The 26,050-nt window shown below is 65.8% G+C and carries 26 protein-coding genes and 3 tRNA genes; 6 read left to right on the plus strand and 23 right to left on the minus strand.

Annotation, left to right across the window (positions count from 1 at the left end):
* Positions 1-3: 3 nt before the first annotated feature.
* The 10 genes from nuoG to LG306_RS11720 form a co-directional block, all read right to left on the minus strand.
* Positions 4-2,049 carry an NADH-quinone oxidoreductase subunit NuoG gene (gene nuoG, locus LG306_RS11675; RefSeq protein ID WP_404414646.1) on the minus strand — a complete coding sequence of 682 codons (2,046 nt, stop codon included), beginning with the start codon at positions 2,047-2,049 and terminating at the stop codon, positions 4-6.
* Complete coding sequence (locus LG306_RS11680; RefSeq protein ID WP_404414649.1) at positions 2,049-2,444, minus strand: hypothetical protein; 396 nt, start codon at positions 2,442-2,444, stop codon at positions 2,049-2,051. Before LG306_RS11680 ends, nuoG begins: the two co-directional genes overlap by 1 nt.
* 2 nt (positions 2,445-2,446) lie before the next feature.
* Complete coding sequence (gene nuoF, locus LG306_RS11685) at positions 2,447-3,760, minus strand: NADH-quinone oxidoreductase subunit NuoF (protein WP_404414652.1); 1,314 nt, start codon at positions 3,758-3,760, stop codon at positions 2,447-2,449.
* A 2-nt stretch (positions 3,761-3,762) separates the two neighbouring features.
* Entirely contained in the window at positions 3,763-3,990 is a 228-nt protein-coding gene (locus LG306_RS11690) for a hypothetical protein (RefSeq protein WP_066627592.1), read from the minus strand.
* Positions 3,990-4,253: a hypothetical protein gene (locus tag LG306_RS11695; protein WP_017503994.1), complete on the minus strand. Its 264-nt coding sequence runs from the start codon at positions 4,251-4,253 to the stop codon at positions 3,990-3,992. The genes LG306_RS11690 and LG306_RS11695 overlap by 1 nt, the downstream gene beginning before the upstream one ends.
* Positions 4,253-4,930 (minus strand): NADH-quinone oxidoreductase subunit NuoE, encoded by a 678-nt coding sequence (gene nuoE / locus LG306_RS11700; protein WP_404414657.1) that lies wholly within the window; start codon positions 4,928-4,930, stop codon positions 4,253-4,255. The genes LG306_RS11695 and nuoE overlap by 1 nt, the downstream gene beginning before the upstream one ends.
* Complete coding sequence (locus tag LG306_RS11705) at positions 4,927-6,105, minus strand: NADH-quinone oxidoreductase subunit D (RefSeq protein WP_088582886.1); 1,179 nt, start codon at positions 6,103-6,105, stop codon at positions 4,927-4,929. The genes nuoE and LG306_RS11705 overlap by 4 nt, the downstream gene beginning before the upstream one ends.
* A gap of 86 nt (positions 6,106-6,191) precedes the next feature.
* Positions 6,192-6,821: an NADH-quinone oxidoreductase subunit C gene (locus LG306_RS11710; RefSeq protein WP_404414660.1), complete on the minus strand. Its 630-nt coding sequence runs from the start codon at positions 6,819-6,821 to the stop codon at positions 6,192-6,194.
* On the minus strand, positions 6,818-7,447 hold the full coding sequence (locus tag LG306_RS11715; RefSeq protein WP_087119131.1) for an NADH-quinone oxidoreductase subunit B family protein: 630 nt from the start codon (positions 7,445-7,447) through the stop codon (positions 6,818-6,820). Before LG306_RS11715 ends, LG306_RS11710 begins: the two co-directional genes overlap by 4 nt.
* Entirely contained in the window at positions 7,417-7,794 is a 378-nt protein-coding gene (locus LG306_RS11720; RefSeq protein WP_017503999.1) for an NADH-quinone oxidoreductase subunit A, read from the minus strand. Before LG306_RS11720 ends, LG306_RS11715 begins: the two co-directional genes overlap by 31 nt.
* A gap of 205 nt (positions 7,795-7,999) precedes the next feature.
* On the opposite strand from LG306_RS11720, the gene LG306_RS11725 reads away from it, so the two are divergent.
* The 3 genes from LG306_RS11725 (at position 8,000) to LG306_RS11735 (ending at position 9,961) form a co-directional block, all read left to right on the plus strand.
* Positions 8,000-9,631: an AbgT family transporter gene (locus tag LG306_RS11725; protein ID WP_404414665.1), complete on the plus strand. Its 1,632-nt coding sequence runs from the start codon at positions 8,000-8,002 to the stop codon at positions 9,629-9,631.
* 96 nt (positions 9,632-9,727) lie between these two features.
* A tRNA-Asp gene (locus LG306_RS11730) sits at positions 9,728-9,804 on the plus strand.
* Between the two features lie 80 nt (positions 9,805-9,884).
* A tRNA-Asp gene (locus tag LG306_RS11735) sits at positions 9,885-9,961 on the plus strand.
* Between the two features lie 87 nt (positions 9,962-10,048).
* On the opposite strand, the gene LG306_RS11740 is transcribed toward LG306_RS11735, so the two are convergent.
* Positions 10,049-11,299, minus strand: a complete 1,251-nt coding sequence (locus tag LG306_RS11740) for a glycosyltransferase (protein WP_404414668.1) — start codon at positions 11,297-11,299, stop codon at positions 10,049-10,051.
* Between the two features lie 311 nt (positions 11,300-11,610).
* Here LG306_RS11740 and LG306_RS11745 point away from each other — a divergent pair, with 311 nt between their 5' ends.
* On the plus strand, positions 11,611-14,904 hold the full coding sequence (locus LG306_RS11745; RefSeq protein ID WP_404414671.1) for an autotransporter outer membrane beta-barrel domain-containing protein: 3,294 nt from the start codon (positions 11,611-11,613) through the stop codon (positions 14,902-14,904).
* 58 nt (positions 14,905-14,962) lie between these two features.
* On the opposite strand, the gene LG306_RS11750 is transcribed toward LG306_RS11745, so the two are convergent.
* The 3 genes from LG306_RS11750 to lon form a co-directional block, all read right to left on the minus strand.
* Positions 14,963-15,039 (minus strand) — tRNA-Val (locus LG306_RS11750).
* A 34-nt stretch (positions 15,040-15,073) separates the two neighbouring features.
* The gene (locus LG306_RS11755) at positions 15,074-15,349 is read right to left on the minus strand and encodes an HU family DNA-binding protein (RefSeq protein ID WP_269219189.1); all 276 of its coding nucleotides are present in this window, start codon (positions 15,347-15,349) and stop codon (positions 15,074-15,076) included.
* Between the two features lie 102 nt (positions 15,350-15,451).
* Positions 15,452-17,848 (minus strand): endopeptidase La, encoded by a 2,397-nt coding sequence (gene lon, locus LG306_RS11760; RefSeq protein ID WP_404414675.1) that lies wholly within the window; start codon positions 17,846-17,848, stop codon positions 15,452-15,454.
* A gap of 281 nt (positions 17,849-18,129) precedes the next feature.
* On the opposite strand from lon, the gene LG306_RS11765 reads away from it, so the two are divergent.
* Together LG306_RS11765 and LG306_RS11770 are read left to right on the plus strand one after the other, a co-directional pair.
* Entirely contained in the window at positions 18,130-18,258 is a 129-nt protein-coding gene (locus LG306_RS11765) for a hypothetical protein (RefSeq protein WP_255520708.1), read from the plus strand.
* Positions 18,255-18,464 carry a hypothetical protein gene (locus LG306_RS11770; protein WP_404414678.1) on the plus strand — a complete coding sequence of 70 codons (210 nt, stop codon included), beginning with the start codon at positions 18,255-18,257 and terminating at the stop codon, positions 18,462-18,464. The genes LG306_RS11765 and LG306_RS11770 overlap by 4 nt, the downstream gene beginning before the upstream one ends.
* Before the next feature lie 193 nt (positions 18,465-18,657).
* Here the strand turns inward: LG306_RS11770 and LG306_RS11775 are convergent, their stop codons facing one another.
* The 9 genes from LG306_RS11775 to LG306_RS11815 form a co-directional block, all read right to left on the minus strand.
* Complete coding sequence (locus LG306_RS11775; protein ID WP_404414681.1) at positions 18,658-19,005, minus strand: TfoX/Sxy family protein; 348 nt, start codon at positions 19,003-19,005, stop codon at positions 18,658-18,660.
* Positions 19,006-19,020: 15 nt separating this feature from the next.
* Positions 19,021-19,410, minus strand: a complete 390-nt coding sequence (locus tag LG306_RS11780) for a HesB/IscA family protein (RefSeq protein WP_404414684.1) — start codon at positions 19,408-19,410, stop codon at positions 19,021-19,023.
* A gap of 13 nt (positions 19,411-19,423) precedes the next feature.
* Positions 19,424-19,813, minus strand: a complete 390-nt coding sequence (locus tag LG306_RS11785; protein WP_137721741.1) for an SUF system Fe-S cluster assembly protein — start codon at positions 19,811-19,813, stop codon at positions 19,424-19,426.
* Positions 19,814-19,817: 4 nt separating this feature from the next.
* Positions 19,818-21,014 carry an aminotransferase class V-fold PLP-dependent enzyme gene (locus LG306_RS11790; protein WP_404419720.1) on the minus strand — a complete coding sequence of 399 codons (1,197 nt, stop codon included), beginning with the start codon at positions 21,012-21,014 and terminating at the stop codon, positions 19,818-19,820.
* 149 nt (positions 21,015-21,163) lie between these two features.
* Positions 21,164-22,186 (minus strand): Fe-S cluster assembly protein SufD, encoded by a 1,023-nt coding sequence (gene sufD / locus LG306_RS11795; protein ID WP_404414688.1) that lies wholly within the window; start codon positions 22,184-22,186, stop codon positions 21,164-21,166.
* On the minus strand, positions 22,183-22,932 hold the full coding sequence (gene sufC, locus LG306_RS11800; protein ID WP_295240426.1) for a Fe-S cluster assembly ATPase SufC: 750 nt from the start codon (positions 22,930-22,932) through the stop codon (positions 22,183-22,185). Before sufC ends, sufD begins: the two co-directional genes overlap by 4 nt.
* 13 nt (positions 22,933-22,945) lie before the next feature.
* Entirely contained in the window at positions 22,946-24,412 is a 1,467-nt protein-coding gene (sufB, locus tag LG306_RS11805) for a Fe-S cluster assembly protein SufB (protein ID WP_404414692.1), read from the minus strand.
* On the minus strand, positions 24,412-25,551 hold the full coding sequence (locus LG306_RS11810) for a cysteine desulfurase family protein (RefSeq protein ID WP_404414695.1): 1,140 nt from the start codon (positions 25,549-25,551) through the stop codon (positions 24,412-24,414). The genes sufB and LG306_RS11810 overlap by 1 nt, the downstream gene beginning before the upstream one ends.
* On the minus strand, positions 25,548-26,027 hold the full coding sequence (locus LG306_RS11815) for an Rrf2 family transcriptional regulator (RefSeq protein ID WP_055753471.1): 480 nt from the start codon (positions 26,025-26,027) through the stop codon (positions 25,548-25,550). Before LG306_RS11815 ends, LG306_RS11810 begins: the two co-directional genes overlap by 4 nt.
* Positions 26,028-26,050 lie beyond the last annotated feature (23 nt).

Genomic DNA, 26,050 nt, shown 5'->3' on the forward strand with positions numbered 1-26,050 from the left:
GGCTTACTCCGCCGCCATTGCGACCGGCTGGGTCCGCAGGGCGGACAGCTCGGCCATCGTCGCGCTGGCGCGCGCTATCGGATTGGAAAGATACGGGTCGGTCACGGCCGAGACGAAGGCGCGGTCGCCCAGATCGCCCTTGGCGCCCAAGGCCGCCACGTCGAACGTCGCCGGCGCGGGCAGATAGTCGATCCGGCCGAAGGTCGGATGATCGCCCATCAGCTTGGCGCGCAGTTGCTCCAGCGTGTCGTAAGGCAGGGTCTTGTCGACGCGCGCCGACAGGGCGCGGATGATGGCCCAGTCTTCCTTGGCCTCGCCCTTGGGGAAGACGACGCGTTCGGCCATCTGCACCCGGCCCTCGGTGTTGACGTACAGGCCGGCCTTCTCGGTATAGGCCGCACCCGGCAGGATCACGTCCGCGCCGTGCGCGCCGCGGTCGCCGTGGCTGCCCAGATAGACACGGAAGGCGTTCGAAGCGGTCGGATCGACCTCGTCGGCGCCCAACAGGAACAGAACGTCCAGCGCATCCGGCTTCAGCATTTCGGCGACGGTCAGGCCGCCCTCAGCCGGCACAAAGCCCATGTCCAGACCGGCGACGCGCGAGGCGGCGTGGTGCAGGACGTTGAAGCCGTTCCAGCCTTCGGCGACGACGCCGACCTTCTTGGCCAGGGCGCCGAGTGCGTTCAGGACGGCCGGACCGCCCTCCCCGCCCAGCGCGCCGGAGCCGACGATGATCGCCGGACGCTCGGCCTTGGTCAGGAAGTCCAGCGCCGATTTCGGAAGCTTGGCCAGGGTCTGCGTGCCTGCGCCCAAATAGGCGTAGTCGAACGTCAGGTCGGCCTGTTCGCCGATCAGACCGATCTCCACATCGCCCTTCAGCCAGGCCTTGCGAAGGCGGGCGTTCAGCAGCGGCGCCTCGGTGCGCGGATTGGCGCCGACGATCAGAACAGCGTCAGCCTTTTCAATGCCTTCCAGGCCGGAGTTGAACAGCCATCCCTCACGTGGGCCATACCCAACGGCGGCCCCATCTTGGCGGCAGTCGGTGTTGTTGGAGCCGAGCGCGCGGAACAGATCCAGCGTCGCCTTCATCGACTCGGCGTCCTGCAGGTCGCCGGCGATCACGCCGATACGGTCGGCCAGCGCGGCTTTCAGCTTGGCGGCGACGGCGTCCAGCGCCTCGTTCCACGACGCGGCGCGCAGCTTGCCGTTCTCACGGATCCACGGACGGTCCAGACGACGCGCGGTCAGGCCGTCGACGACATAGCGGCTCTTGTCCGACAGCCACTCCTCGTTGATGCCCTCGTTCACGCGCGGCAGCACGCGCATGACCTCGGACCCGCGATAGTCGGCGCGGATGTTCGAGCCCAGGGCGTCCATGACGTCGATGGTCTCGGTCTTCTTCAGTTCCCACGGACGATAGTGGTATTGCCACGGACGGTGCGTCAGGGCGCCGACCGGGCACAGGTCGTTGACGTTGCCCGACAGTTCCGAGGCGACCGACTTCTCCAGATAGGTCGTGATCTCGGCGTCCTCGCCGCGCGAGATCATGCCGATGTCCGGCACCCCGGCGACTTCGGTGATGAAGCGGACGCAGCGCGTGCACTGGATGCAGCGCGTCATGAAGGTCTTGATGGTCGGACCCATCGCCTTTTCTTCGACCGCGCGCTTGTTCTCCGAATAGCGCGAGCCGTCGCGGCCGTAGCCGACCGACTGGTCCTGCAGGTCGCATTCGCCGCCCTGGTCGCAGATCGGGCAATCCAGCGGGTGGTTGATGAGCAGGAACTCCATCACCCCTTCGCGGGCCTTCTTGACCATCGGCGTGTCGGTGAAGATTTCCTGACCGTCGGCGGCCGGAAGCGCACACGAGGCCTGCGGCTTCGGCGGTCCAGGCTTCACCTCGACCAGGCACATGCGGCAGTTGCCGGCGATGGACAGGCGCTCGTGATAGCAGAAGCGCGGAATCTCTTGTCCGGCGCGTTCGGCGACTTGGAGCACGGTCATGCCGGGCTCGAACTCGGTTTCGACGCCGTTGACCTTGGCGATAGGCATCAGCGGGCCTCTTGCTTGGCGGCGGGAGCCGCCATTTGTACATCCACGGACATCCGCTGACCGTCGCGGAACAGGCCCGCACCGTCGGCTTCCGCCCGGCATTCGAATTCCAGCCTGCCGCCATCGACCGGCGCGCGCCACGACACCTGGGCCGTGCGTTCGCCGGTGGCGGTGAAGGCGACCGCGTCGCCTTCCTGGCCATACATGCGGTTCACCACGTCGCGGCAAGCCGTCTCAAGGTTCGCCGGAGCCGCCAAAGCCGCTTGAGCCGCGACCGGCGCAGCCTCGGCCGACGCCGTCGCGGGCGCGGTCGATGCTTCAGGCGCAGCCTTTTCCCCCTCGCCGCAAGCGGCGAGGATCGGAAGCGTCAGCAACAGGGCGACGGCGAGGCGCATCTCTACTCCGCCGCGATCGCGTGGCCGGCGAAATTCGCGCGGCGGCTGCGATAGTTGGCGATCCGCTCTTCGATCTCGTGACGGAAGTGACGGATCAGGCCCTGAACCGGCCAGGCGGCGGCGTCGCCGAGGGCGCAGATCGTGTGCCCCTCGACTTGTCCGGCGACGTCCAGCAGCAGGTCGATTTCCGACGGATCGGCCTCGCCCACGGCCATCCGCTCAAGCACGCGCCACATCCAGCCGGTGCCTTCGCGGCACGGCGTGCACTGGCCGCAGCTCTCGTGCTTGAAGAAGTAGCTGATGCGGGCGATCGCCTTCACGATGTCGGTGGATTCGTCCATGACCGTCACGCCGGCGGTGCCCAGCGACGAGCGAACCTCGCGCATGGAATCGAAGTCCATCAAGACCGTCTCGGCCTGTTCGCGCGTGATGACCGGGCAGGACGCGCCGCCGGGGATGATGGCCTTCAGATTGCTCCAGCCGCCGCGCACGCCCCCGCCGTGATCCTCGATCAGCTGACGCAGCGGGATCGACATGGCCTCTTCGACCACGCAGGGCGTGTTCACGTGGCCGGACAGGGACATCAGCTTGGTGCCGGTGTTGTTCGGACGGCCGAAGCTGGCGAACCAGTCGGCGCCCCGACGCAGGATCGTGCCGACGACGGCGATCGACTCGACGTTGTTCACCGTGGTCGGGCAGCCGTACAGGCCCGCACCGGCCGGGAACGGCGGCTTCAGGCGCGGCTGACCCTTCTTGCCTTCCAGCGATTCCAGCAGGGCCGTCTCTTCGCCGCAGATGTAGGCGCCCGCGCCATGATGGATATAGACGTGGAAGTCCCAGCCGTGGACGTTGCCGTCGCCGATCAGCTTGGCCTCATAGGCCTGCTTGACGGCGGCTTCCATGCGCTCGCGCTCCAGGACGTATTCGCCGCGCAGATAGATGTAGCAGGCATGGGCCTGCATCGCGAAGCTGGCGATCAGCGCGCCTTCGATCAGCAGGTGCGGATCATGGCGCATGATCTCGCGGTCCTTGCAGGTCGCGGGCTCGGATTCGTCGGCGTTGATGACCAGGTAGTGAGGACGATCCTTCACTTCCTTGGGCATGAACGACCACTTCAGGCCGGTCGAGAAGCCCGCGCCGCCCCGGCCACGCAGACCCGAGGCCTTGACGTTGTTGATGATCCAGTCGCGGCCAAGGTCCAGCATGTCCTTGGTGGCGTTCCAGGCGCCGCGCTTCTTCGCCCCGTCCAGCGTCCAGTCGTGGAAGCCGTACAGGTTGGTGAAGATGCGATCCTTGTCTTCGAGAATGCCGACCATCTTCAGTTCCGATCTCCGCGCGTGTCCGCGCGCTTCATCATGCTACGGCCCCACAGCGCGATCCCGACGCCCATGACGGCTATCAGCGCGCCCACGGGTATCATGACGTCCAGATCGACCGGGATGACACCCATCAGCGTCAATACGATTAGCCCCAACCCCATGACCACATCGGCAAGGCCGAGCAGGTAGAAGGTTTTGAAATCAACAGGCTTGGCTTGCTTCGCCATCACAGCCCCTCCGCCAGACGGCGCTTGTGGTGGCGCGTGCGCATCCAGATGGCCGCGATGACCATCACCCAGCCCGCCGCCAGCATGAAGTAGGAGAGATTGACCGCCCACGGTCCGACCGCGCCCTGACGCGAGATCAGGATCAGAACGGCCGCGCCGACGACCATGGCCAGGCCGCCCGCGCGCAGCGGACGCCCGACGTTGCGCAGTTCCTTGCGGTAGGCTGCGCGGCCCTCCTCGGTGTTCAGATCCGGCGGCGACATCAGGCCGGCGCCTTCTCGACCGGCGCGGGGTCGCTGTTCGGCAGCTTCTTGATCGGCTTGGCGGCCGAGCCATCATACAGCGTCGCGTCGAGCAGGGTTTTGGGCCCGCCTTCCGGCGCCGCATTGGTGCGACCGATGTAGGAGCCCGGCTCGGGCGTCTTGCCGGCGGCGAAGTCGTCGATGATCCGGCCGATCGTCTCGGGCGTCAGATCCTCGAAATAGTAGTCGTTGATCTGGGCCATCGGCGCGTTGGAGCAGGCGCCCAGGCACTCGACTTCCTGCCAGGTGAAGCGGCCGTCGGCGGACACATGATCCTTGGGACCGATCTTTTCCTTGCAGACACGCATCAACTCATTGGCGCCGCGCAGCATGCACGGCGTGGTGCCGCACACCTGGATCAGCGCCGTCTTGCCGACCGGCTCCAGCATGAACATGGTGTAGAAGGTCGCGACCTCCAGCACCCGGATATAGGCCATGTCCAACAGCTCGGCGATGGCGCGGATGGCGGGCTCGGACACCCAGCCTTCCTGCTTTTGCACCAGCCACAGGATCGGGATCACCGCCGACTGGCGACGACCTTCCGGATATTTCTTGATCCACCATTCGGCCTTGGCGGTCGTATCGGCCGAGAAGGCGAACGATGCGGGCTGTTCCTTGGCGAGACGACGAACGCTCATCGGTCCACTTCTCCGAAAACGATGTCGAGCGAGCCCAAAATGGCGGACACGTCGGCCAGCTGGTGGCCACGGTTCATCCAGTCCATAGCCTGCAGCGAGCGGAAGCCCGGCGCCGAGATCTTCACGCGATAAGGTTTGTTGGTGCCGTCCGACACCAGATAGATGCCGAACTCGCCCTTGGGCGCCTCGACCGAGGCGTAGACCTCGCCCTCAGGCGTCTTGAAGCCCTCGGTGTAGAGCTTGAAGTGGTGGATCAGCGACTCCATCGAGCGCTTCATCTCGCCACGGCGCGGCGGGACGATCTTGTTGTCCTCGACCATCACCGGCTCGCCGGGGCAGTTGCGCAGCTTGTGGATGCACTGCTCCATGATCCGCACCGACTGCTTCATCTCCTCGATGCGCACCAGATAGCGGTCCCAGCAGTCGCCGTTCTTGCCGACGACCACGTCGAAGTCGAGCTCGGCATAGCACTCATAGGGCTGCGACTTGCGCAGGTCCCAGGCGATGTTAGAACCGCGCAGCATCACGCCGGTGAAGCCCCATTCCAGGGCCTGCTGCTTGGACACCACGCCGATGTCGACGTTGCGCTGTTTGAAGATGCGGTTCTCGGTGACCAGGCTTTCGATGTCCTTCAGCGCCGGCGGGAACTCGTGGCACCAGCGGCCGATGTCGTCGATCAGGTCCATCGGCAGGTCCTGGTGGACGCCGCCGGGACGGAAATAGTTGGCGTGCAGACGGGCGCCGCAGGCGCGCTCGTAGAACACCATCAGCTTTTCGCGTTCCTCAAAGCCCCAGAGCGGCGGCGTCAGGGCGCCGACGTCCATGGCCTGGGTCGTCACGTTCAGCATGTGTGACAGGATGCGGCCGATTTCCGAATACAGAACGCGGATCAGCTGCGCCCGATACGGAACCTCGATACCCAGCAGCTTCTCGATGGCCAGGCAGAAGGCGTGCTCCTGGTTCATCGGCGAGACGTAGTCCAACCGGTCCAGATACGGCACGTTCTGAAGGTATGTGCGGGCCTCCATCAGCTTTTCGGTGCCGCGGTGCAGCAGGCCGATGTGCGGATCGACGCGCTCGACGATCTCGCCGTCCAGCTCCAGCACCAGGCGCAGCACGCCGTGCGCGGCCGGGTGTTGCGGACCGAAGTTGATGGTGAACTTGCGGTCTTCCATCTCGCGCGCGTGGGCGGTGCGGGTGTCGAGGTCGTCCTCGAACACATCGACGCCCAGCGGCGGCAGGGTGGGGTTTCCGTCAGCCATTACGCCTGGCCTCCCGCCTTCTCGTCGCCGGTGAGGACCGGCGCGGGGTATTCGGCGCCCTCCCAGGGCGACAGGAAATCGAAGGTGCGGAACTCTTGGGTCAGCTTGACCGGCTCATAGACCACGCGCCGTTGTTCCTCGTCGTAGCGGACCTCGACATAGCCCGTCATCGGGAAGTCCTTGCGCAGCGGATGGCCTTCGAAACCATAGTCCGTCAGCAGGCGACGCATGTCCGGGTGGCCCGAGAACAGCATGCCGTACATGTCGTAGGCTTCACGCTCGAACCAGTTGGCGGCCGGATAGGCCGAGATGACCGACGGCACCGGCTGGGTCTCGTCGGTCGAGACCTTGACCCGCAGGCGCGCGTTCCGCGTCATCGACAGCAGGTGATAGACCACCTCGAACCGCTCCTTGCGATCCGGATAGTCCACGCCGCACAGGTCGAGCAGTTGCTGGAAGCCGAATTGATCGCGCAGCGTCGTCAGCACCTCGACGATCCGCTCGCGCGGCGCGACAAGCGTCAGCTCGCCGAACGCCACCTGGGCCTCGACGCCCAGGGCGCCGACCATCTCCGCGCCCAGCGGCGTCAGGGCGGCTTCGTGTTGCGCTTGAACAGCTAGAGAGGTCATCGGTCGATGGTCCCCGTGCGACGGATTTTCTTCTGCAGTTGCAGCAGGCCGTAAAGCAGCGCCTCGGCCGTCGGCGGGCAGCCGGGCACGTAGACGTCCACCGGCACAACGCGGTCGCAACCGCGCACGACGCTGTAGCTATAGTGGTAGTAGCCGCCGCCGTTGGCGCAGCTGCCCATCGACACGACATAGCGCGGATCAGGCATCTGGTCGTAGACCTTGCGGATGGCCGGGGCCATCTTGTTGGTCAGGGTGCCAGCGACGATCATCAGGTCCGACTGACGCGGGCTGGCGCGCGGCGCCATGCCGAAGCGCTCGACGTCGAAACGCGGCATCGACATCTGGATCATCTCGACGGCGCAGCAGGCCAGGCCGAACGTCATCCACATCAGCGAGCCCGTGCGGGCCCAGTTGATGACGTCGTCGGCGGCGGCGACCAGATAGCCGCGCTCGCCGAGCTCCATGTTCACGGCCTCGAAGAACTTGTCGTGGACCTTGGGGTCATAACCCTCGACGGTCGAACGCGCGCCGGCGCCGGCCGGAACGAGCGGCGCGCCCGATGCGGACACCAGACCTGCGGGCTTGGAAGCGGCGACTACTCCCATTCCAGGGCTCCCTTCTTCCATTCGTAGATGAAGCCAATGGTCAGCACGCCAAGGAAGACCATCATCGACCAGAAGGCGAAGACCATGCCGGCGTGCGACAGATCGAACATCGACACCGCCCACGGGAACAGGAAGGCGACTTCCAGGTCGAAGATGATGAACAGGATCGACACCAGATAGAAGCGGATGTCGAACTTCATTCGGGCATCATCGAAGGCGTTGAAGCCGCACTCATAGGCCGACAGCTTCTCACTATCGGGGCTCTTCGGCGCCAGCAGCAGCGGCAGCACGATGAAAAGAATGCCGATGAAGGCGGCTACGCCGGCGAAGACCAGGACCGGAAGATATTCGAGAAGGAATGCGTTCATTCGAAGAACCTCGTCCGCCGGGGAGAGGCGGGATTCGGCGCTTCTTAGACCCAAGACCGCCGCCGTTCAAACCCCTGCGGCCATTGGATTTTCATTGAGAACGGCTCGCAACTTTGCGCGCCATATGTCGCAGGGCCGACGCTTGCGCGTCGCCGGGCTGCAAAGGCCTATTGGCGAGCCGATCGCGTAACCGAAAGTCATCCGAATGAGCCTAGCCAGCCGCGCCCTGAACGCTGTCGAACGGATCGGCAATCGACTTCCCGATCCTGTCTTCCTGTTCCTGTGGCTGATCGGCGGTCTGATCGTCCTCAGCATGGTCGGCGCCGGCTTGGGCTGGTCCGCCGTCAATCCGGTCACCGGCGATCACCTGGTCGCAAAGAGCCTGCTGTCCGGAGAGAACCTGGAACAGTTGATCATCGGCATGCCCCGCACCCTGGCGGACTTCCCGCCCCTCGGGATCGTCATCACCATTATCTATGGCGCGTCCGTCGCCGAACGCACGGGGATGTTCGCGACCGCCATTCGCGGCGCCCTGCTCAACGCTCCGCGTTCCATACTGACGCCCGTCGTCGTGATCACCGGCATGGTGTCCCATCACGCGTCGGACGCCTCCTATGTCGTGGTCATCCCGCTGGCGGCCGTCATTTTCGCCGCAGCGGGCCGCCATCCGCTGGCGGGTCTGGCCGCAGGCTTCGCCGCCGTGTCGGGCGGATACGCCGGCAACCTGTTTCCAGGCGCCAGCGACGCCCTGATCCTTGGCATCACCGAGCCGGCCGCCCGCCTGATCGATCCGTCCTATTCCGTGAATATCGCGGGCAACTGGTTCTTCATCGTCGGCGTCGTCTTCGTCTTCACCCCCATCGTCTGGTTCCTGACCGACCGGGTGATCGAGCCGCGCCTCGGCGTCTGGAAGCCGTCAGAGGTCGTCGCCGCCCCGAACGCTTCGGAAAAACAGCCCCTGACCGCCGCCGAAAAGCGCGGCCTGAAGTTCGCCGGCCTGGCGCTTCTGGGCATGATCGCGCTCTGGGCCCTGCTGACCTTCATACCGGGCTCGCCGTTCGTCGATCCCGAGGTGGACCCCGAGCAGAAGTTCAATCCGCTCTACAAGTCCCTGGTCGCCTTCTTCGCCATCACCTTCTTCGTCACCGGCGGGGCCTATGGGGCCGGAGCCGGCACGATCCAGTCGCACCGCGACATGGTCACAATGATGCGCGACGGCATCGCCCAGTTGGCGCCTTATATCGTGCTGGCCTTCTTCGCCGCGCACTTCGTGGCCATGTTCAACTGGTCGGGGCTGGGGCCGATCCTGGCGGTCAATGCGGCGGCGGGTCTGAAGACGCTGGCCCTACCCGCCCCTCTGCTGCTGATCTGCGTGGTCTTCGTCTCGTGCTTCTTCGATCTGTTCATCGGCTCGGCCTCGGCCAAGTGGTCGGCCCTGGCGCCCATCGTGGTGCCGATGTTCATGCTGCTGGGTATTTCGCCCGAGATGACGACCGCCGCCTATCGCATGGGTGATTCCGTCACCAACATCGCCACGCCGTTGATGAGCTACTTCCCGCTGATCCTGACTTTCGCCCAGCGCTGGGATCCGCGATTCGGTTTGGGATCGCTGATGGCGACCATGCTGCCGTATGCCGGAGCCTTCCTGGTCGCCGGTCTGGCCATGGTGGCGGCCTGGGTGGCCTTCGACCTGCCGCTGGGGCCGGGCGTCGGCGTCCACTATGAGCCGCCGCCTCCCGCCGTGGCGGCCCATGAGCCTGCCGACGGCGGCGTAGCGGGCCCGCACAGCCCGCCCCAGGCGGCGATCGTGACACCGTCCACAGCCCCGTCGCGTTGAGGGGCGCGTTTCTCCGAAAAGGTCGCTTGACGCGATGTGTCAGCCCGCCTAAACGACGCCCCTCGCCGGGGCGCACAGCCGCTTCGGCCGGGAAACGCGGGTGTAGCTCAGTTGGTTAGAGTGCCGGCCTGTCACGCCGGAGGTCGCGGGTTCGAGCCCCGTCACTCGCGCCACTCTCTCTAGAAATAGAAGAGTGGCGCACACCGCCTTCCCAAAAAGCTTTCGAAACAGCTCAAAAGTTTCGACCTGATACGCGGGTGTAGCTCAGTTGGTTAGAGTGCCGGCCTGTCACGCCGGAGGTCGCGGGTTCGAGCCCCGTCACTCGCGCCACTTCTTTTCAAGACATCGATATAAAAGAAGTGGCGCACTCCCGTTTTCGGGAACGCGCCATTCGAACGGGTCACAGCTCTGGGCGCTTCAGTGCAGCGGCAACGCTATATCCGGGTTCACGAACGCCGCTTCGCCCGTCAGCTCGCCATAGACCATGCAGAGGTCTTCGAAGACGCGGTTCCAGGCGAACTGGCTGACCGCCTTCTCTCGCGCCGCCCGGCCGATCGCTTCGATATCGCGCGCGAACAGGGCCTCGACCGCCTGGGCATAGTCGTCGGCATCCGCGCTGGCGGCCAGTTGCCCCACGCTCTCGTCGACCGTCTCGGCGACGCCGCCCGCATTGACCCCGACCACGGGCCGTCCGCAGGCCATGGCCTCCAAAACGATCAGCCCGAACGGCTCTTTATCATTGGCGTGAACGAAGGCGTCGCAGCTGGCGATGATCTTTGCGACCGCCTTGGGATCGCTTTCATAGGGCATGGAGATGACGCGATCTTCCTCGGGCATCCCCGCGCCTGCGCCAACCAGCACCAAGTGATAGGGGGCGCCCAGCTTCTGGACCGCCTCGATCAGCACGTCGACGTTCTTTTCCTTGGCCGGACGACCGGCGAAGCACAGCAGGCGCGCGTCGTCGCCCAGACCCAGCTGTTTCAGCAGCCACTGCCGGTCACGACGGTCCGGACGGAAGGTGTCGATCTCCACGCCCAGAGGCCGGATGACGATGTTGTTCACACCGGCCTCTTCCAGGCGCCGCGCGATAAAGCGACTGGGCGACACGACCCGATCAAACTGCGAGAAAAGCTTCGCCCAGCGCTTCTCCACCGGCTTCTTCGCCCATTCGCCGAAATGCAGCGCGGCCAGCCCGGCCGGATCGGAGTGGCAGAAGCCGACGACCGGGCATCCGACCCGCTGCCCGGCCTCCAAAGCCCCCTGCCCCGGTGTGTAAGGATCTCCGGCTTCGATGATCGACGGCTTCATCGCCGCGACCCAGGCGCTCCAGCGCTTCACCGAACTGGGCCAGCGATAGCCGTCGCCGAACGGCAGCTTGGTCGCCCGCAGTTGCACGATGCCGTCGGCCCGCGCCTTGTGCCGCGCGCCGGGCACAATCAACGAGTGACTGATTCCCGGCCGATTGGCCTCGATCCACGCCTTCTTGGACAGGATGTAGCGCTTCACGCCGCCCGAGCGGGGCGCATACAGCATTGTGGTGTCCACCAGCCGGGGCCGCTCGTCCATCGCCGCCGCCTTCAAGGCCCGCAGCGTATCGGCGACTTCCACGTCCAGCCCCGGAATCAGTCGGAGTTCGCTTTCCTGGACGTCGAGGTCTGTCATGCTCATGGAGTGTTCTCGCCTGGTCTGGGCTGTCGAACGCCGGAGGGGTGCGTTGGATGCGTCCACGGGACGCGGCCTTTGGACCGTTCGACGCCCGTAAACCCGGGCGCGGCAAAGCTCAAGTGCGCGCCGTCGCGATTCCCTCCGCATTCGGCCTATCGGGCATCGACGAGCGAACGAGGGTCGCCCTACAGGATCACCTAAGGACCATCACGGCCTTGCATTCGCCTCAAATTCGATAAACTTGGAACGCTGGCGCGGACCCTGCTAAAGGGGCTGCCGTAACGTGACGCGTGACCACCAGGGGTTTCTACCGAATGCGTATTTTGCTCGCGACCGCCGTGGCGATCGCCCCCTTGATGGTCGCCACAGGATCCCAGGCCGAGATCGTCATCTCGAACGCCCGGACCACGCCGATCCAGACGTCCAATGCGACGGGCACGGCCGCCGACAACATCCGCATCGCCAGCGGCGGCAGCGTCGCCGTCGCGTCGGGCGCGGCGGTTACCCTGAACAGCAACAACACTGTCGATCTGGACAGTGGCAGCTCGATCACGATGGACAAGTCGGCTGACGGCTCGACGGGTCTTCTGGTCAACGGAGGCAACACCGGCTCGGTGATCGTCGGTGGCACGATCACCGTCAATGACACTCAGGAAACCGCTGACATCAAGGACACCGACGGCGACGGCGACCTGGACGGTTCTTTCGCCACCGGAACCGGCCGCTACGGCGTGCGGGTCACTGGCGCCTCACCCTTCACCGGCAACATTCTGGTCGAAGGCACGGGTGTGATCGCCGTGGAGGGCAACAACTCCTACGGGCTGGCGGTCGAATCCGCGCTGAACGGCAAGCTTCAGAGCCTGGGCACGGTCCGTGTCACTGGCAATGACAGCGCCGCCATCCGCACCACAGGCCCGATTTCCGGCAACGTTGACCTTGCCGGCTCCATCTCGGCGCTCGGCGCCAATGCGTCGGGTGTGTCCATCGAAGGCGACGTCGGCGGCGCGCTCAAGATCCATTCCTCCGTGGTGGCCACGGGATATCGGTACACCACCCCGCCGCCCGCGCGTCCGACGACCGGCGCTTTCGACAACGCGACGACGGTGTTCCTCGACGAACTCGACGCCGACGACCTGCTGCAGGGCGGACCCGCCGTGCGCGTCGGCGCCAACGTCGCCGGCGGCGTGCTGCTGGATAAGGCATTGGCCTACTCCGCCGCAGGCATCGAGGGCGACGACGACAACGACGGCGTCAAGAACGGCGACGAGGACGATGACGGCGACGGCGTCAAGAACCGTGACGACACGGACCGTGACGGCGACGGAATTCCCGACGCCAGCGAGACGGCCGCCTCCATCACGTCGCTGGGCGGCGCGCCTGCCTTGCTGATCGGCTCCACGACCAACACTGTAACCCTCGGCGCCGTCGGTACAGGCGATGCGGCCTATGGCCTGATCAACCGCGGTACGATCATCGGATCCGGGCTTTACTCCGGCGTGGAGTCGCGCGCCGTGCAACTGGGTGTGACCGACGGTCAAGCCGTCAACGTCGTCGGCGGCCTGCGTAACGAGGGCGGCATCTCATCGACCGCCGTGGACGCCAATGCGACCGGCGTCTGGATTGGTTCGGGCGTCACCGCCCCGACGATCAACAACTCGGGCGCCATCCAGGCCGTGGCCTCGGGCTCCAAGACCGAGAACGCCACCGCCGTCCTGATCGGCGCGGGCGCCAACGTCGGATCGCTGACCAACACCGGCAATATCGTCGCGTCATTCGGCGGCAATCACGGCTCGGCTACGGTCATCCGTGACCAGTCCGGTTCGCTGACCCAGCTGAGCAACGCCGGCTCCATCATCGGCTCGCTGACGGCGAGCACGACCGACACCACTGCCGTTGACGGCAAGGTCACCGCTATCGACCTGTCGGCGAACACGACCGGCGTCACCCTGCGTCAATACGGAATCGCCGCCGCCGCAGGCAGCACGGCGACGGACACGGACAAGGACGGCGTGCCGGATAGCAGCGAACCGGCCATCGTCGGCGCGATAAAGCTGGGTTCTGGCGCGGACACGCTCAATATCGAGAACGGCGTCATCAATGGCGACATCGATTTCGGCGCCGGCGCCGACCGGCTGAACATCAGCGGCGGCGCGGTCGTGACCGGCGCGATCGCCAACAGCGACGGCCTGCTGGACATCAACGTGTCCAAGGGCACACTGGCCGCGACCCAGACCGGCGCCACCGCGATCTCCAACCTGAACATCGGCGCCGAAGGGACGTTGCTGGTCAATCTTGACCCTGCCAACGACCGCGCCGGCGGCTTCAACGTCAGCGGCAATGCGACCCTGGCGACAGGCTCTACCCTGGGCGTCCGCTTCTCGTCGCTGATCGATCAGCCTGAGCGGTTCAACGTCATCACGGCCGGCACGCTGAATGTGGGTCAGATCAACCAGACCCTGCTGTCGGACAACTCGCCCTATCTTTACGTCGTGCAGGGCGGCGTGGCCGGCAACACCGTCTATGTCGACGCCCGTCGCCGAACGGCTTCCGAGGCCGGTCTAATCTCGGTCGAGGCGTCCGCCTTCGACGCCGTCTATGGCGCGCTGGGCTCCAATGAGGCCCTGCGCAACCTGTTCCTGTCGCAGACGTCGCGCGACGGCTTCATCGACGCCTATGAGCAGATGCTGCCCGATCACTCCGGCGGACCGCTGATGTCGCTGTCGGCCGGCGTCGATGCGGTCACCCGCGCGCTGACCGGCCGCAACGCCGCCGCTGCGCCGGGTGAAACCAGCGCCTGGGTGCAGGAGATCAACTTCTACGCCGACAAGGACAAGACCGATTCCTACGGCTTCCGGTCCGAGGGCTTCGGCGTCGCGGGCGGCGTCGAAAAGGGCACCAGCCTGGGCGCCGTCGGCATCTCGGCCGCCTTCACCTCGTCCGACATCAAGGATCCCGAGGCCGAGGCCGAAGAGGTTCTGTCAGCCAACCTGCTGGAGCTGGGGCTCTACTGGCGCGCTCAGGGTCAGTACTGGACGACTTGGGCCCGTGCGGCCGGCGGCTATGCCTCCTTCAGCGCGGACCGTTCGCTGGTCGCCACCGGCGTCTATCTGAACAACAAGTCCGACTGGCACGGCTGGACCGCGGCGGTCGCCGGCGGCGCCTCCTATGAGCGCAACTTCGGCCGTCTGAACATCCGCCCCGAAATCTACGGCGAGTACTTCAGCCTGTCGGAAGGCTCGCGCAGCGAGAAGGGCGGCGGCGACGGCTTCGATCTCGACATCGATTCGCGCGACAGCCACATCTTCTCGGCGGTGGCGGCGATGAACGTCGGCTATGGCTTCGGCCGCAACGGCTGGATCCGTCCGGAACTGCGCATCGGCTATCGTCAGAACCTCTCGGTCGACGCCGGCGAAACCATCGCCCGCTTCGCCAGCGGCGGCCCAGACTTCATCCTGTCGCCGGACGCCATCGAAGGCGGCGGGCCGATCCTGGGCTTCCGCCTGAACTTCGGCAACGAACTGGGCATGCTGTCGCTGACCGGCGACGCCGAGCTTCTGGAAGACTATGTCCGCTATTCGCTGCTGCTGCGGGCCAGCTTCCGCTTCTAATCACAGCCCGATTCAGACAGACGAAAGGCCGCCGGAGCGATCCGGCGGCCTTTTTGTTTGGTAGGCGGCGACGGGTTCGAACCGCCGACCCTCTCGGTGTAAACGAGATGCTCTGACCAGCTGAGCTAGCCGCCCCCAAGGGCAGAGACGGGCTTATGCCCGTCGCGCCTCAACCGTTCAAGGCGCTTTTCAAACCTTCGCCCGGGCGAAAGCGCGCGGTGCGCGAGGCGGGGCGCGCGACGGCCGCGCCGGTCTGCGGATTGCGCGCCACGCCGGCCTTGCGGTCCACGGCGACGAAACTGCCGAAGCCGATCAGCTTCACATCCGCGCCTCGCGTCAGCGACTCGGTCACGCCGTCCGTAAAGGCCTCCAGCGCGGCTTTCGCCTGATCGCGGCTGATGTTCGCCGCCGCAGCCATGCGGCCAATCAGTTCTGCCTTGGTCATCGTCGTCTCCCCAGCCGAATCACTAAAGGACAGATCGACGGTTGCGTCAAAAGCGAAACGCCGCCAGGAGGTCTCCCGACGGCGTCATGCTTTAGGCGCGTCTCAGTGGCTGACGGTGACCGCTGGCCCTTCGATCGGCGGCGCGGGGGCAGGCAGGGGCTCGGCCGCCTCGTCCCACTCGACCGGCGTCAGGGTGCCGACCAACGCCCACTTCAGCGCCTCGTCCGCCGTGGAGATCGGCACGATCTCCAGCGCCGACTTCACATTGTCCGGCACGTCGGCGAGATCCTTCTCGTTCTCCTGCGGGATCAGCACCGTCTTGACGCCGGAGCGCAGGGCCGCGAGCAGCTTCTCCTTCAGGCCGCCGATGGCGGTGACGCGGCCGCGAAGGGTGATCTCGCCGGTCATGGCGATATCCTTGCGGATCGGGATACCGGTCAGAACAGAGACCATCGCCACCGTCATGGCCACGCCGGCGGACGGGCCGTCCTTGGGCGTAGCGCCGTCCGGCACGTGGACGTGGATGTCGGTCTTCTCGAACACCGGCGGTTTGACGCCGAAGGCCAAGGCCCGCGACCGAACGTAGGACGCCGCAGCCGAGATCGACTCCTTCATCACGTCCTTCAGATTGCCGGTCACGGTCATGCGCCCGCGGCCCGGCATCTTGATCGCCTCGATGGTCAGAATGTCGCCGCCGAACTCAGTCCAGGCCAGACCCGTAACGATGCCGACCTGATCTTCCTCGTCCGTCTCGCCATAGCGGAACTTCTTAACGCCCGCATAGTCGGCCAACTTGGCCTCATCGACCGTGATCGACTTGGCGCCCGTCTTGGCCATTTCGCGCACGGCCTTGCGCGCCAGACCGCCCAGAGCGCGCTCCAGAGAACGGACGCCGGCCTCGCGGGTGTAATAGCGAATCAGGTCGCGGATCGTGTCTTCCGGCACGATCAGTTCGCCGTCCTTCAGCCCGTGGTCCGCCAGCTGCTTGGGCAGGACGTGGCGCTTGGCGATCTCGACCTTCTCGTCCTCGGTGTAGCCCGAGACCCGAATGATCTCCATCCGGTCCATCAGCGGCTGCGGCATGTTCAGGCTGTTCGCGGTCGTCACGAACATCACTTGGGACAGGTCGTAGTCCACCTCCAGATAGTGGTCGCCGAAGGTCGAGTTCTGGGCCGGGTCCAGCACCTCAAGCAGGGCCGACGACGGATCGCCGCGCCAGTCCGATCCCAGCTTGTCGATCTCGTCCAGCAGGACGAAGGCGTTGGTCGTCTTGGCCTTCTTCATCGACTGAATGATCTTGCCGGGCATGGAGCCGATATAGGTCCGGCGGTGGCCGCGGATCTCGCTCTCGTCGCGCACGCCGCCCAGCGACATCCGGACATATTCACGCCCTGTCGCCTTGGCGATGGACTTGGCCAGCGAGGTCTTGCCGACGCCGGGAGGGCCGACCAGGCACAGGATCGGACCTTTCAGGCTGCCGGTGCGGGCCTGGACTGCCAGATACTCGATGATCCGTTCCTTGACCTTCTCCAGGCCGAAGTGATCCTCCTCCAGGATGTCCTCGGCCTTGGCCAGGTCGATCGGCTTCTGCTTGGCCTTGCCCCAAGGCACGGACAGCAGCCAGTCGAGATAATTGCGCACGACGGTCGATTCCGCCGACATCGGGCTCATGTTACGCAGTTTCTTGACCTCGGCCTCGGCCTTGGTCCGCGCTTCCTTGGACAGGCGCGTCTTTCGGATGCGCTTCTCCAGATCCATGATCTCGTCGCGCGCGTCGTCGGTCTCGCCCAGCTCGCGCTGGATCGCCTTCATCTGCTCGTTCAGATAATATTCGCGCTGGGTCTTCTCCATCTGGCGCTTCACGCGCGAGCGGATCTTCTTCTCGACCTGAAGGACCGAGATCTCGCCCTCCATCAGCCCATAGACTTTCTCCAGTCGCTTGGGCACGTCGAAGGTTTCCAGCAGGCCCTGCTTGTCGGCGATCTTGACCGACAGGTGTGCTGCGACCGAGTCCGCCAGCTTGGAGGCGTCGGTAATCTGGGGGATGGAGCTGAGGGCCTCGGGCGGGACCTTTTTGTTCAGCTTCACATAGTTTTCGAACTGCTCGACCACGGCGCGCAGCATGGCCTCGGCCTGCGAGGCGTCGCCGGCTTCGTCCTCGATCTCGACGGCCTCGGCCTCGAAATACTCCTCGCGGTCGGTGAAGCGGGTCAGGCGCGCGCGACCCTTGCCCTCCACCAGCACCTTGACCGTGCCGTCGGGCAGTTTCAGCAGCTGCAGCACCGAAGCCAGCACGCCGGTGGGATAGATGGCGTCCGGCGACGGATCGTCATCGACGCTGTTCTTCTGGGTCGCCAGCAGGATCTGCTTTTCGCCCTTCATGATCTCGTCCAGCGCCTTCACCGACTTTTCGCGTCCGACGAAGAGCGGCACGACCATGTGCGGGAAGACGACGATGTCTCTCAGCGGCAGGACGGGCAGGATTTTTGGTTCAGTCATGATGCGTACTCCTGGGCCATTGATCATCTCCGGCCCGCCGCCAGGGTCCGCCGGGCAAGAGGCCCGACCGGCGCATGACGGCCCGTCGATTCCGACGGCGTTCGGATGAGTATGTGGTTTGAAAGACCTGCGGTTCAAGCGTGACCGCGGAACGGCCCACATCTGCGTGGCCACAAGGCCTTCCGATCGCGCCGCTTTAGGTCCGCATTACGCCCGGCGAGGCTTTCGACATGGCGACTTTACGGGGATCGGGCGTCTTCTGCCGCTCCAAGGAGATGACCATGAGCCGTTCCCACCTGCTGGCCGAGACCCTGAAACGTCCCGTCCCGGCGCCGACAACCCTTCAGATGGCGATGACCTTCATCGGCGCCCTGTTCGGCGCCCCGATCCGCAAGGGCCGCGCGCGATGATGCAGGGCCATGTCGAGGGCGGCGTGACCCGCGGCGCCCCTCCCCGACGCTATCGTGTCGTGCCTCGCGCCAGCGGTTGGGCCGTAGCGATCAACAACGCCTGCACCCGCCCCCTGCCCGATCGCATCTCGGCCGAACGTCTCGCCGCCAGACTTCAGGCCGAGGCCGACCGCCTGAACCGCGACCAACACCGCCTGACACAATGATTACGCCCCTGGCCTCACCACCCGCCATCGAAACCCTGACGATCCAGCCTGTCGGCGATCGATGGCGCATCACCTCAAGCGACGGCCTGTTCGAAGGCGTTTTCACCGACGCCAAAAGCGCCGTTCGATGCGCCAGAGCGGAGGCCGAGGCGCACCCAGGGCACTCGGTTCGGATGGTTCGACCTGATGCGGGCTAGCGCTTCTTTCTCGACGCCTTCTTGACCGCCACATCCAGCGACCGCCGCGCCCAGGCGACGGCTTCGTCGGGATCGTCCAAGGCCGCTTCGGGCAGGGTCCAGTAGCCCATGCTCATCGTGCGGCCGTCCTTGGTTGGATAGGTGAATTGACGCGAGCCGGCCTCGACGAAGGCCTCGCCCAGCGCCTCGTCACCCTTCAACCAGACCACGCCGTCGTCCAGCAGGGCGAACATGACGCCGGCGGCATAGACCCCTGCCCCGCCGAACATCCGCTTGATCTCCAGACGGCCGAGCGCGTGGAAATGCTCGCGCACCCATTCGCCGAAGTCGGGGTCGTAGGCCATCAGACCGGGGCCATCTCAGTCGGCGGCGACCGGCACGATGGTCACGCTCTCGCCGCAGCCGCAGGCGTCGGTCTGGTTCGGATTGTGGAACACGAACTTGGACGCCAGTCGCGTCGTCTCATAGTCGATCTCGGTGCCGATCAGGAACAGCACGGCCCGGGGCTCGATCAGGATGGTGACGCCCTTGTCCTCGACCACCTCGTCCATCGGCCCGATCTCGTCGGCATAGGCGAAGGTGTATTCCTGCCCGGCGCACCCGCCGTTCTTGACGCCGATCCTCAGGCCGATGTGATCGTTCTCGGCATTGTCCAGGATCTCACGCACCCGCTCGGCGGCCGCGTCCGTCAGGGTGACGGCCTTGGGGCGCGGGCGACGCGGACGGGATGTGGCTTGAAGCTCGCTCATCAGAACATATCCATCAGAACATATTCAGGGCCAGCTTGGCCTCGTCGCTCATCTTCGAGGCGTCCCACGGCGGATCGAACACCAGATTGGCCTTGGCGCTGCGCACGCCCTCGACCTTCTCCACCGCCGTCTCGACCCAGCCCGGCATTTCGCCGGCGACCGGACAGCCCGGCGCCGTCAGGGTCATGTCCACCACCACGTCGCGATCGTCGTTGACGTCCACGCGGTAGATCAAACCAAGTTCATAGATGTCGACCGGGATTTCCGGGTCATAGACCGTCTTCAGCGCCTCGATCAGCTGATCGGTCAGCGTGTCCAGCTCGGCCTGCGACAAGGCGCTCTTCTGGGGTTCGTCCCAGGCGTCCTTGAAGGCGTCGCTGTCTTGAATCGGTTGATCTGTCATCGGCTTATACGAAGAAGTTCCGCGCCTTGATCAGCGCATCCACGAAGGCGTCGGCATCCTCCACGGTGTTATATAGGGCGAAGGAGGCGCGGGTGCTCGACGTCACCCCCATTCTTTTCGCCAGCGGCTCGGCGCAGTGCAGACCCGCCCGCACCGCGACCCCGTAACGGTCCATGATCTGGGCGACGTCATGGGCGTGCGCGCCCTCGACGGCGAAGGTCAGGATCGCGCCCTTGCCTTCGGCCTGCCCCAAAATCCGCAGCCAGTTCTGACCCTGAAGTCGGTCGACAGCGTGCTGATAAAGGGCATGCTCATGCGCCTGCACGGCCGCCCGGTCGTATTGCGCCAGCCATTCTAGGGCCGCGCCCAGGCCGATGGCCTCCAGGATCGGGGGCGTCCCCGCCTCGAACCGGTGAGGTGGCCGGGCATAGGTCACGCGGTCCTGCTCGACCGTCTCGATCATCTCGCCCCCGCCCTGATAGGGCGGCAGCGCCTCAAGCGCCTCGGCCTTGCCGTACAGGGCGCCGATGCCGGTGGGCGCAAACAGCTTGTGCCCGGTCAGGACATAGAAATCGCAGCCGATCGCCTGAACGTCCGGCGTCGCATGAACCGCCCCCTGGCACCCGTCGATCAGCACCTGAGCCCCGGCCGCATGGGCCAGGCGGCTGATCTCGGCGACCGGATTGATGGTTCCCAGCACGTTGGACATGTGGGTGACCGCGACCATCCGCGTCCTGGGCCCCAGCAGGGCGGCATAGGCCGCCATGTCCAGCGCCCCGTCGTCCTTGACCGGGATCCACTTGATCACCGCCCCGCGCCGTTCGCGTAGCAGATGCCAGGGCACGATGTTGGAGTGATGCTCCATCTCCGAGACGATGATCTCGTCGCCCGGCTGTATCGACAGGCCCAGCCCATTGGCCACCAGATTGATCGCCTCGGTCCCGCCCTTGGTCCAGACCACCTGTTCGGCGCTCTCGGCGTTGAGGAAGCGAGCGACGATCTCGCGCGCCTTTTCGAAGGCCTCGGTCGCCTCGTTCGACAGGGTGTGCAGGCCCCGGTGGACGTTGGCGTAGCCGCCCTCCATCGTCGCGACCAAGGCGTCGATCACCGCGCGCGGCTTCTGCGCCGAGGCCGCGTTGTCCAGATAGACCAGCGGCTTGCCGTTCACCTGTCGCGACAGGATCGGGAACTGCGCCCGCACGGCATAGGGATCAAATCCTCCCCCATCGGGGGAGGTGGCGCCGCGCTCTAGCGCGGTGACGGAGGGGGCTTGCCCCACGGCCGGTGTCCGGGGTGAGCCCCCTCCACCACCCTGCGGGCGGTTCCCCTCCCCCGATGGGGGAGAATTACTCATAGTCTGGCCGTCAGCCATTCCCGCGCCACCTCTCTTGCGCCCTCATGCTCGATCCGGTCGATGACCTCGATCAGGAACGCCTGGGTCAGCAGCGCGCGGGCTTCGTCGGCCGGAATGCCGCGCTGCTGCATGTAGAACAGGGCGCTCTCGTCCAGCGTCCCCACGGTGTTGCCGTGCGCGCACTGCACGTCGTCGGCATAGATGATCAGTTCCGGCTTGGCGTCGATCTCGGCCCGCTCGGAGGCGATCAGGGCATGGTGGCCCATGCGCGCATCGGTGCCGTCGGCGCCGCGCTCGACCACGATTTTGCCTTGGAAGACGCCGCGCGCCGTGTCGCGGGCCACGCCCTTGATCAGTTGCGATGTCGCGCCGTCGTGTTCCACATGACGCACCACGCTGGTCAGGTCCGCATGACGCGATCCGTTCAGCAGATACAGGCCGTCGGCCTGAACCTGAGCACCCTGGGCATAGTGGGTGATGCGCGTCTCGATCCGCTGCAGCTTGGCGCCGGTCGTGACGATGGTCTGGCGATAGACGCCGCCCGCCTCGACCTTCACATGGGCCTCGGCGATGGAGATGGCGTCCTCAGGCTCCTCGACCAGGACGACGCGCGTCACCTCGGCCCCGGCCGCCACGTCCAGTTCCAGCGTATTGTGCGCGACATAGGCCGAGCCCGCGCCCTCGTGCGTTTCCAGCAGCAGAAGCTTGGCGCCGGCGCGCGCCGACACCCGCGCGCTGGCCGTGTGGCCCGTGCCGACGGCGTCCGACACATAGCGCAGCCGCAGCGTCCGCTCGCCCGAGGCGATGAAGTCGGTCACGCCGACGGCGCGCCCGTTGGCGAAGACGATCGCTTCCCCGCCCAGATTATAAAACGGTCCCGGCGGCCCGACCTCGGCCGTGCCGGACGGCTCTGGCGCCGCGCGAAGATAGCGCTTCAGGTCGCTGTATTTCCACGTCTCCGTCCGTCGCGACGGATAGGTCTCGGCGTCGGTCAGGTCGATGGCGAAGGCCGCGCTCATGCAGCTTGCGGCAGATACTTGTCGTACCCTTCCGCCTCCAGCTCCAGCGCCAACTCCGGCCCGCCCGAGGCCACGATCCGGCCGCCGGCCAGCACATGCACCCGGTCCGGTTTGATGTAGTCGAGCAGGCGCTGATAGTGGGTGATGACCAGCATGGCGCGGTCGGGACGGCGTAGCGCGTTGACACCCTCCGACACGATGCGCAGGGCGTCGATGTCCAGGCCGGAATCGGTCTCGTCCAGGATCAGCAGCGACGGCTCCAGCAGAGCCATCTGCAGGATCTCCATCCGCTTCTTCTCACCGCCGGAGAAGCCGACATTCAGCGGCCGCTTCAGCATGTCGAAGTCCATCTTCAACGCCTTGGACGCCTCACGAACCAGCTTCAGGAAAGCGGGCGCCGCCACCTCCTCCTCGCCGCGCGCGCGCTTTTGCGCATTCAGCGCCGTCCGCACGAAGGTCAGGGCCGGTACGCCGGGGATCTCGATCGGATACTGGAACGACAGGAAGACGCCCTTGGCCGCCCGTTCGGCCGGGTCCAGCGCCAGCAGGTCCTCGCCCGCCCATGCGACAGATCCTTCCGTCGCCTCATAGCCCGGCCGTCCCGACAGGGCATAGCCCAGCGTCGACTTGCCGGCCCCGTTCGGCCCCATGATGGCGTGCACTTCGCCGGCGGGAACGTCGAGCGTCAGCCCCTTGAGGATCGGCTTTTCGCCGACAGAGACGTGGAGGTTGTTGATGTTGAGCATTGTTTCTTCTTGATTATCCAACCGAGCCTTCAAGGCTGATCGCCACCAGCTTCTGCGCCTCGACGGCGAACTCCATCGGCAGTTTCTGCATCACGTCGCGGACGAAGCCGTTGACCAGCAGGGCCACCGCCTCCTCCTGCGACAACCCGCGCTGCTGGGCGTAGAACAGCTGGTCGTCAGACAAGCGCGTCGTCGTCGCCTCGTGCTCCAGCTGGGCCGAGCCGTTGCGCGCCTCGATATAGGGGATGGTGTGCGAGCCGCACTCCTTGCCGATCAGCAGGCTGTCGCACTGGGTGAAGTTGCGCACCCCCGTCGCCTTCGGATGCACAGAGACCAGACCGCGATAGGTCGAATCCGACCGACCCGCCGACACCGCCTTGGCGATGATCCGCGACTTCGAATTCTTGCCCAGGTGGATCATCTTGGTGCCGGTGTCAGCCTGCTGATGCCCGTTGGTGATGGCGATGGAATAGAACTCGCCGGACGACTCCTCGCCCTTCAAAACGCAGGACGGATATTTCCAGGTCACGGCCGAGCCGGTCTCGACCTGGGTCCACGACACCTTGGACCGATCACCCCGGCAGTCGGCGCGCTTGGTCACGAAGTTGTAGATGCCGCCCTTGCCCTCGGCGTCGCCCGGATACCAGTTCTGGACCGTCGAATATTTCACCTCGGCGTCGTCCAGCGCCACGATCTCGACCACGGCCGCGTGCAGCTGGTTCTCGTCGCGCATCGGCGCGGTGCAGCCCTCAAGGTAGGAGACGTAGGCCCCCTTGTCGGCGATGATCAGGGTCCGCTCTAACTGGCCTGTCTGGCTGGCGTTGATGCGGAAATAGGTGGACAGCTCCATCGGGCATTTGACGCCCGGCGGGATGTAGACGAACGAGCCGTCCGAAAAGACCGCGCTGTTCAGCGCCGCGAAATAGTTGTCCGAGACCGGCACCACCGATCCCAGGTATTGCCGCACCAGATCAGGATATTCGCGCAAGGCCTCGGAAATCGGCATGAAAATCACGCCGACCTTGGCCAGTTCTTCCTTGAAGGTCGTGACCACCGACACGCTGTCGAACACGGCGTCCACGGCGACCTTGGGTGCGCCCTGCACCCCGGCCAGCACCTCCTGCTCCTTCAGCGGGATGCCCAGCTTCTTGTAGATTTCCAGGATCTCGGGATCGACCTCGTCCAGCGACTTGGGCCCCTCCTTCGCCTTGGGCGCCGCATAGTAGAACAGGTCTTGATAATCGACGGGCTCGTAACGGACCGCCGCCCAGGTCGGCTCCTCCATCGCCAGCCAGCGCTCATAGGCGGCCAGACGCCATTCCAGCATCCACTCCGGCTCGCCCTTCTTTTCGGAAATGAAGCGCACGATCTCGGCGCTCAGTCCCTTGGGCGCATATTCCGTCTCGATGTCGGACGTGAAGCCGTGCTCGTACTTCTCCAGCGCGGCGACGGCGTCGATGGTTTCCTTGACGGCGGCCATCAGGCGACCTCTCTCACGCGCTCGGCGGCGCGCGTTTTGTGCTTGTTGTAGGCGGCGACCCAGGCGTCGGCGAACCTTGCCCAGTCACCCTCGACCGTGCCCCAGCCGCCAGAGACGCGCACGCCCCCGGTCGCCAGCGCAGTCAGGCCCATGGCGCTGATGGTCTTGGATGGCTTGACCTTGCCCGACGAACAGGCCGAGCCGGCTGACACCATGACGCCCGTCAGGTCCAGGGTGATCAGTTGCTGCGGACTGTCCCAGCCCTCGACCGCCATGAACAGGGTGTTGGGCAGCCGGGCTGCGTCGCCGCCGATGATGGTCGCGCCCGCGGCCTTGACCTTCGTCTCGGCCGCATCGCGCCAGGCGACGTGCAAGGCCATCGTCTCCAGATCCCGCGCGGCGCAATCGGCCGCGACGCCGAACCCGGCGATGCCAGGGACGTTCTCGGTCCCGGCGCGCAGGCCCCGCTCCTGCCCCGCGCCGTGCAAAATCCGCACGCCCGACAGGCCTGCCTTGAAGATCAGGGCGCCGACGCCCTGCGCCCCGCCCAGCTTGTGCGCAGACAAAGTCAGGGTGTCCGCGTCCAGCGCGCGCATATCGACCGCGATCTTGCCCGCCGATTGGATGGCGTCGACATGCAGCCAGCCGCCCGCCGCCCGCACCAGAGCCGCTGCCTCGGCGATCGGCTGGATGACGCCGCTTTCGTTGTTCGCGTGATGGATGGCGATCACGGCCCGGCCCTGGCGGCTCAGCGCCTCCGCCAGCCAGTCCAGATCGACCACCCCGTTCGCATCGACCGGCAGAACCTCTACGGCTACGCCCGCATTCGCGGCCGTCTCGGCCACGCAAGGATGTTCGGTCGCCGACACGATCAATCGCTCGCATCCTGCCGCCAAGGCGCTGGCGATGCCCTGGGCATTGGCTTCGGTGCCGCCCGAGTTGAACACCACCGCCGTCGGATCGGCCCCGACCAGGTCCGCGACCTGCGCCCGAGCGGTCTCAACCCGCGCCCGCGCCCGCCGGCCAGCCGCATGCACCGCCGACGGATTGCCGTTGTCGGCCAGGGCCCTGGCCATGATCTCCAGCACTTCGGGTCGCACCAGGCCCGAGGCGTTATAGTCCAGATAGACGCCGGTCATGCCGCGACCCCGACGGCAGAAGGCTCGACATTGCGCCGACGCTGTCCCGTGCGGTTCATCACCACATCCTCCAGCGAAACGCCCGCCAGATAGCGATGGATTTCGTCGCCCAGGTCTTCCCAGAGATTGTGAGTGATGCAGCGTTCGCCGGCCAGCATGCAGCCCTTGGGCGAGCCATGCGCCACGCACCGCGTCGCCCGGATCGGCTCATCCACCGCCAGCACGATCTCGGCGACCACCGTCTCGTGCGCCGCCTTGGCCAGCCGGTATCCGCCGCCCGGTCCGCGCACGCTCTTGACCAGTTCGCTCTTCCTCAGACGGGCGAACAACTGCTCTAGATAGCTCAGCGAAATCTCTTGGCGCGCGGCGATCTCGGCCAGCGAAACCGCCCGGATTTCACCGCTCTCGCCGCGGCCGTTCTTCGCCAGATCGGCCATCGCCATCACGGCGTATCGTCCCTTGGTCGACAGACGCATTTCGCACCTTCAAAAATTGCGCG

The organism is Brevundimonas vesicularis, from assembly GCF_044807075.1.
GTDB classification, from domain to species: domain Bacteria; phylum Pseudomonadota; class Alphaproteobacteria; order Caulobacterales; family Caulobacteraceae; genus Brevundimonas; species Brevundimonas vesicularis_G.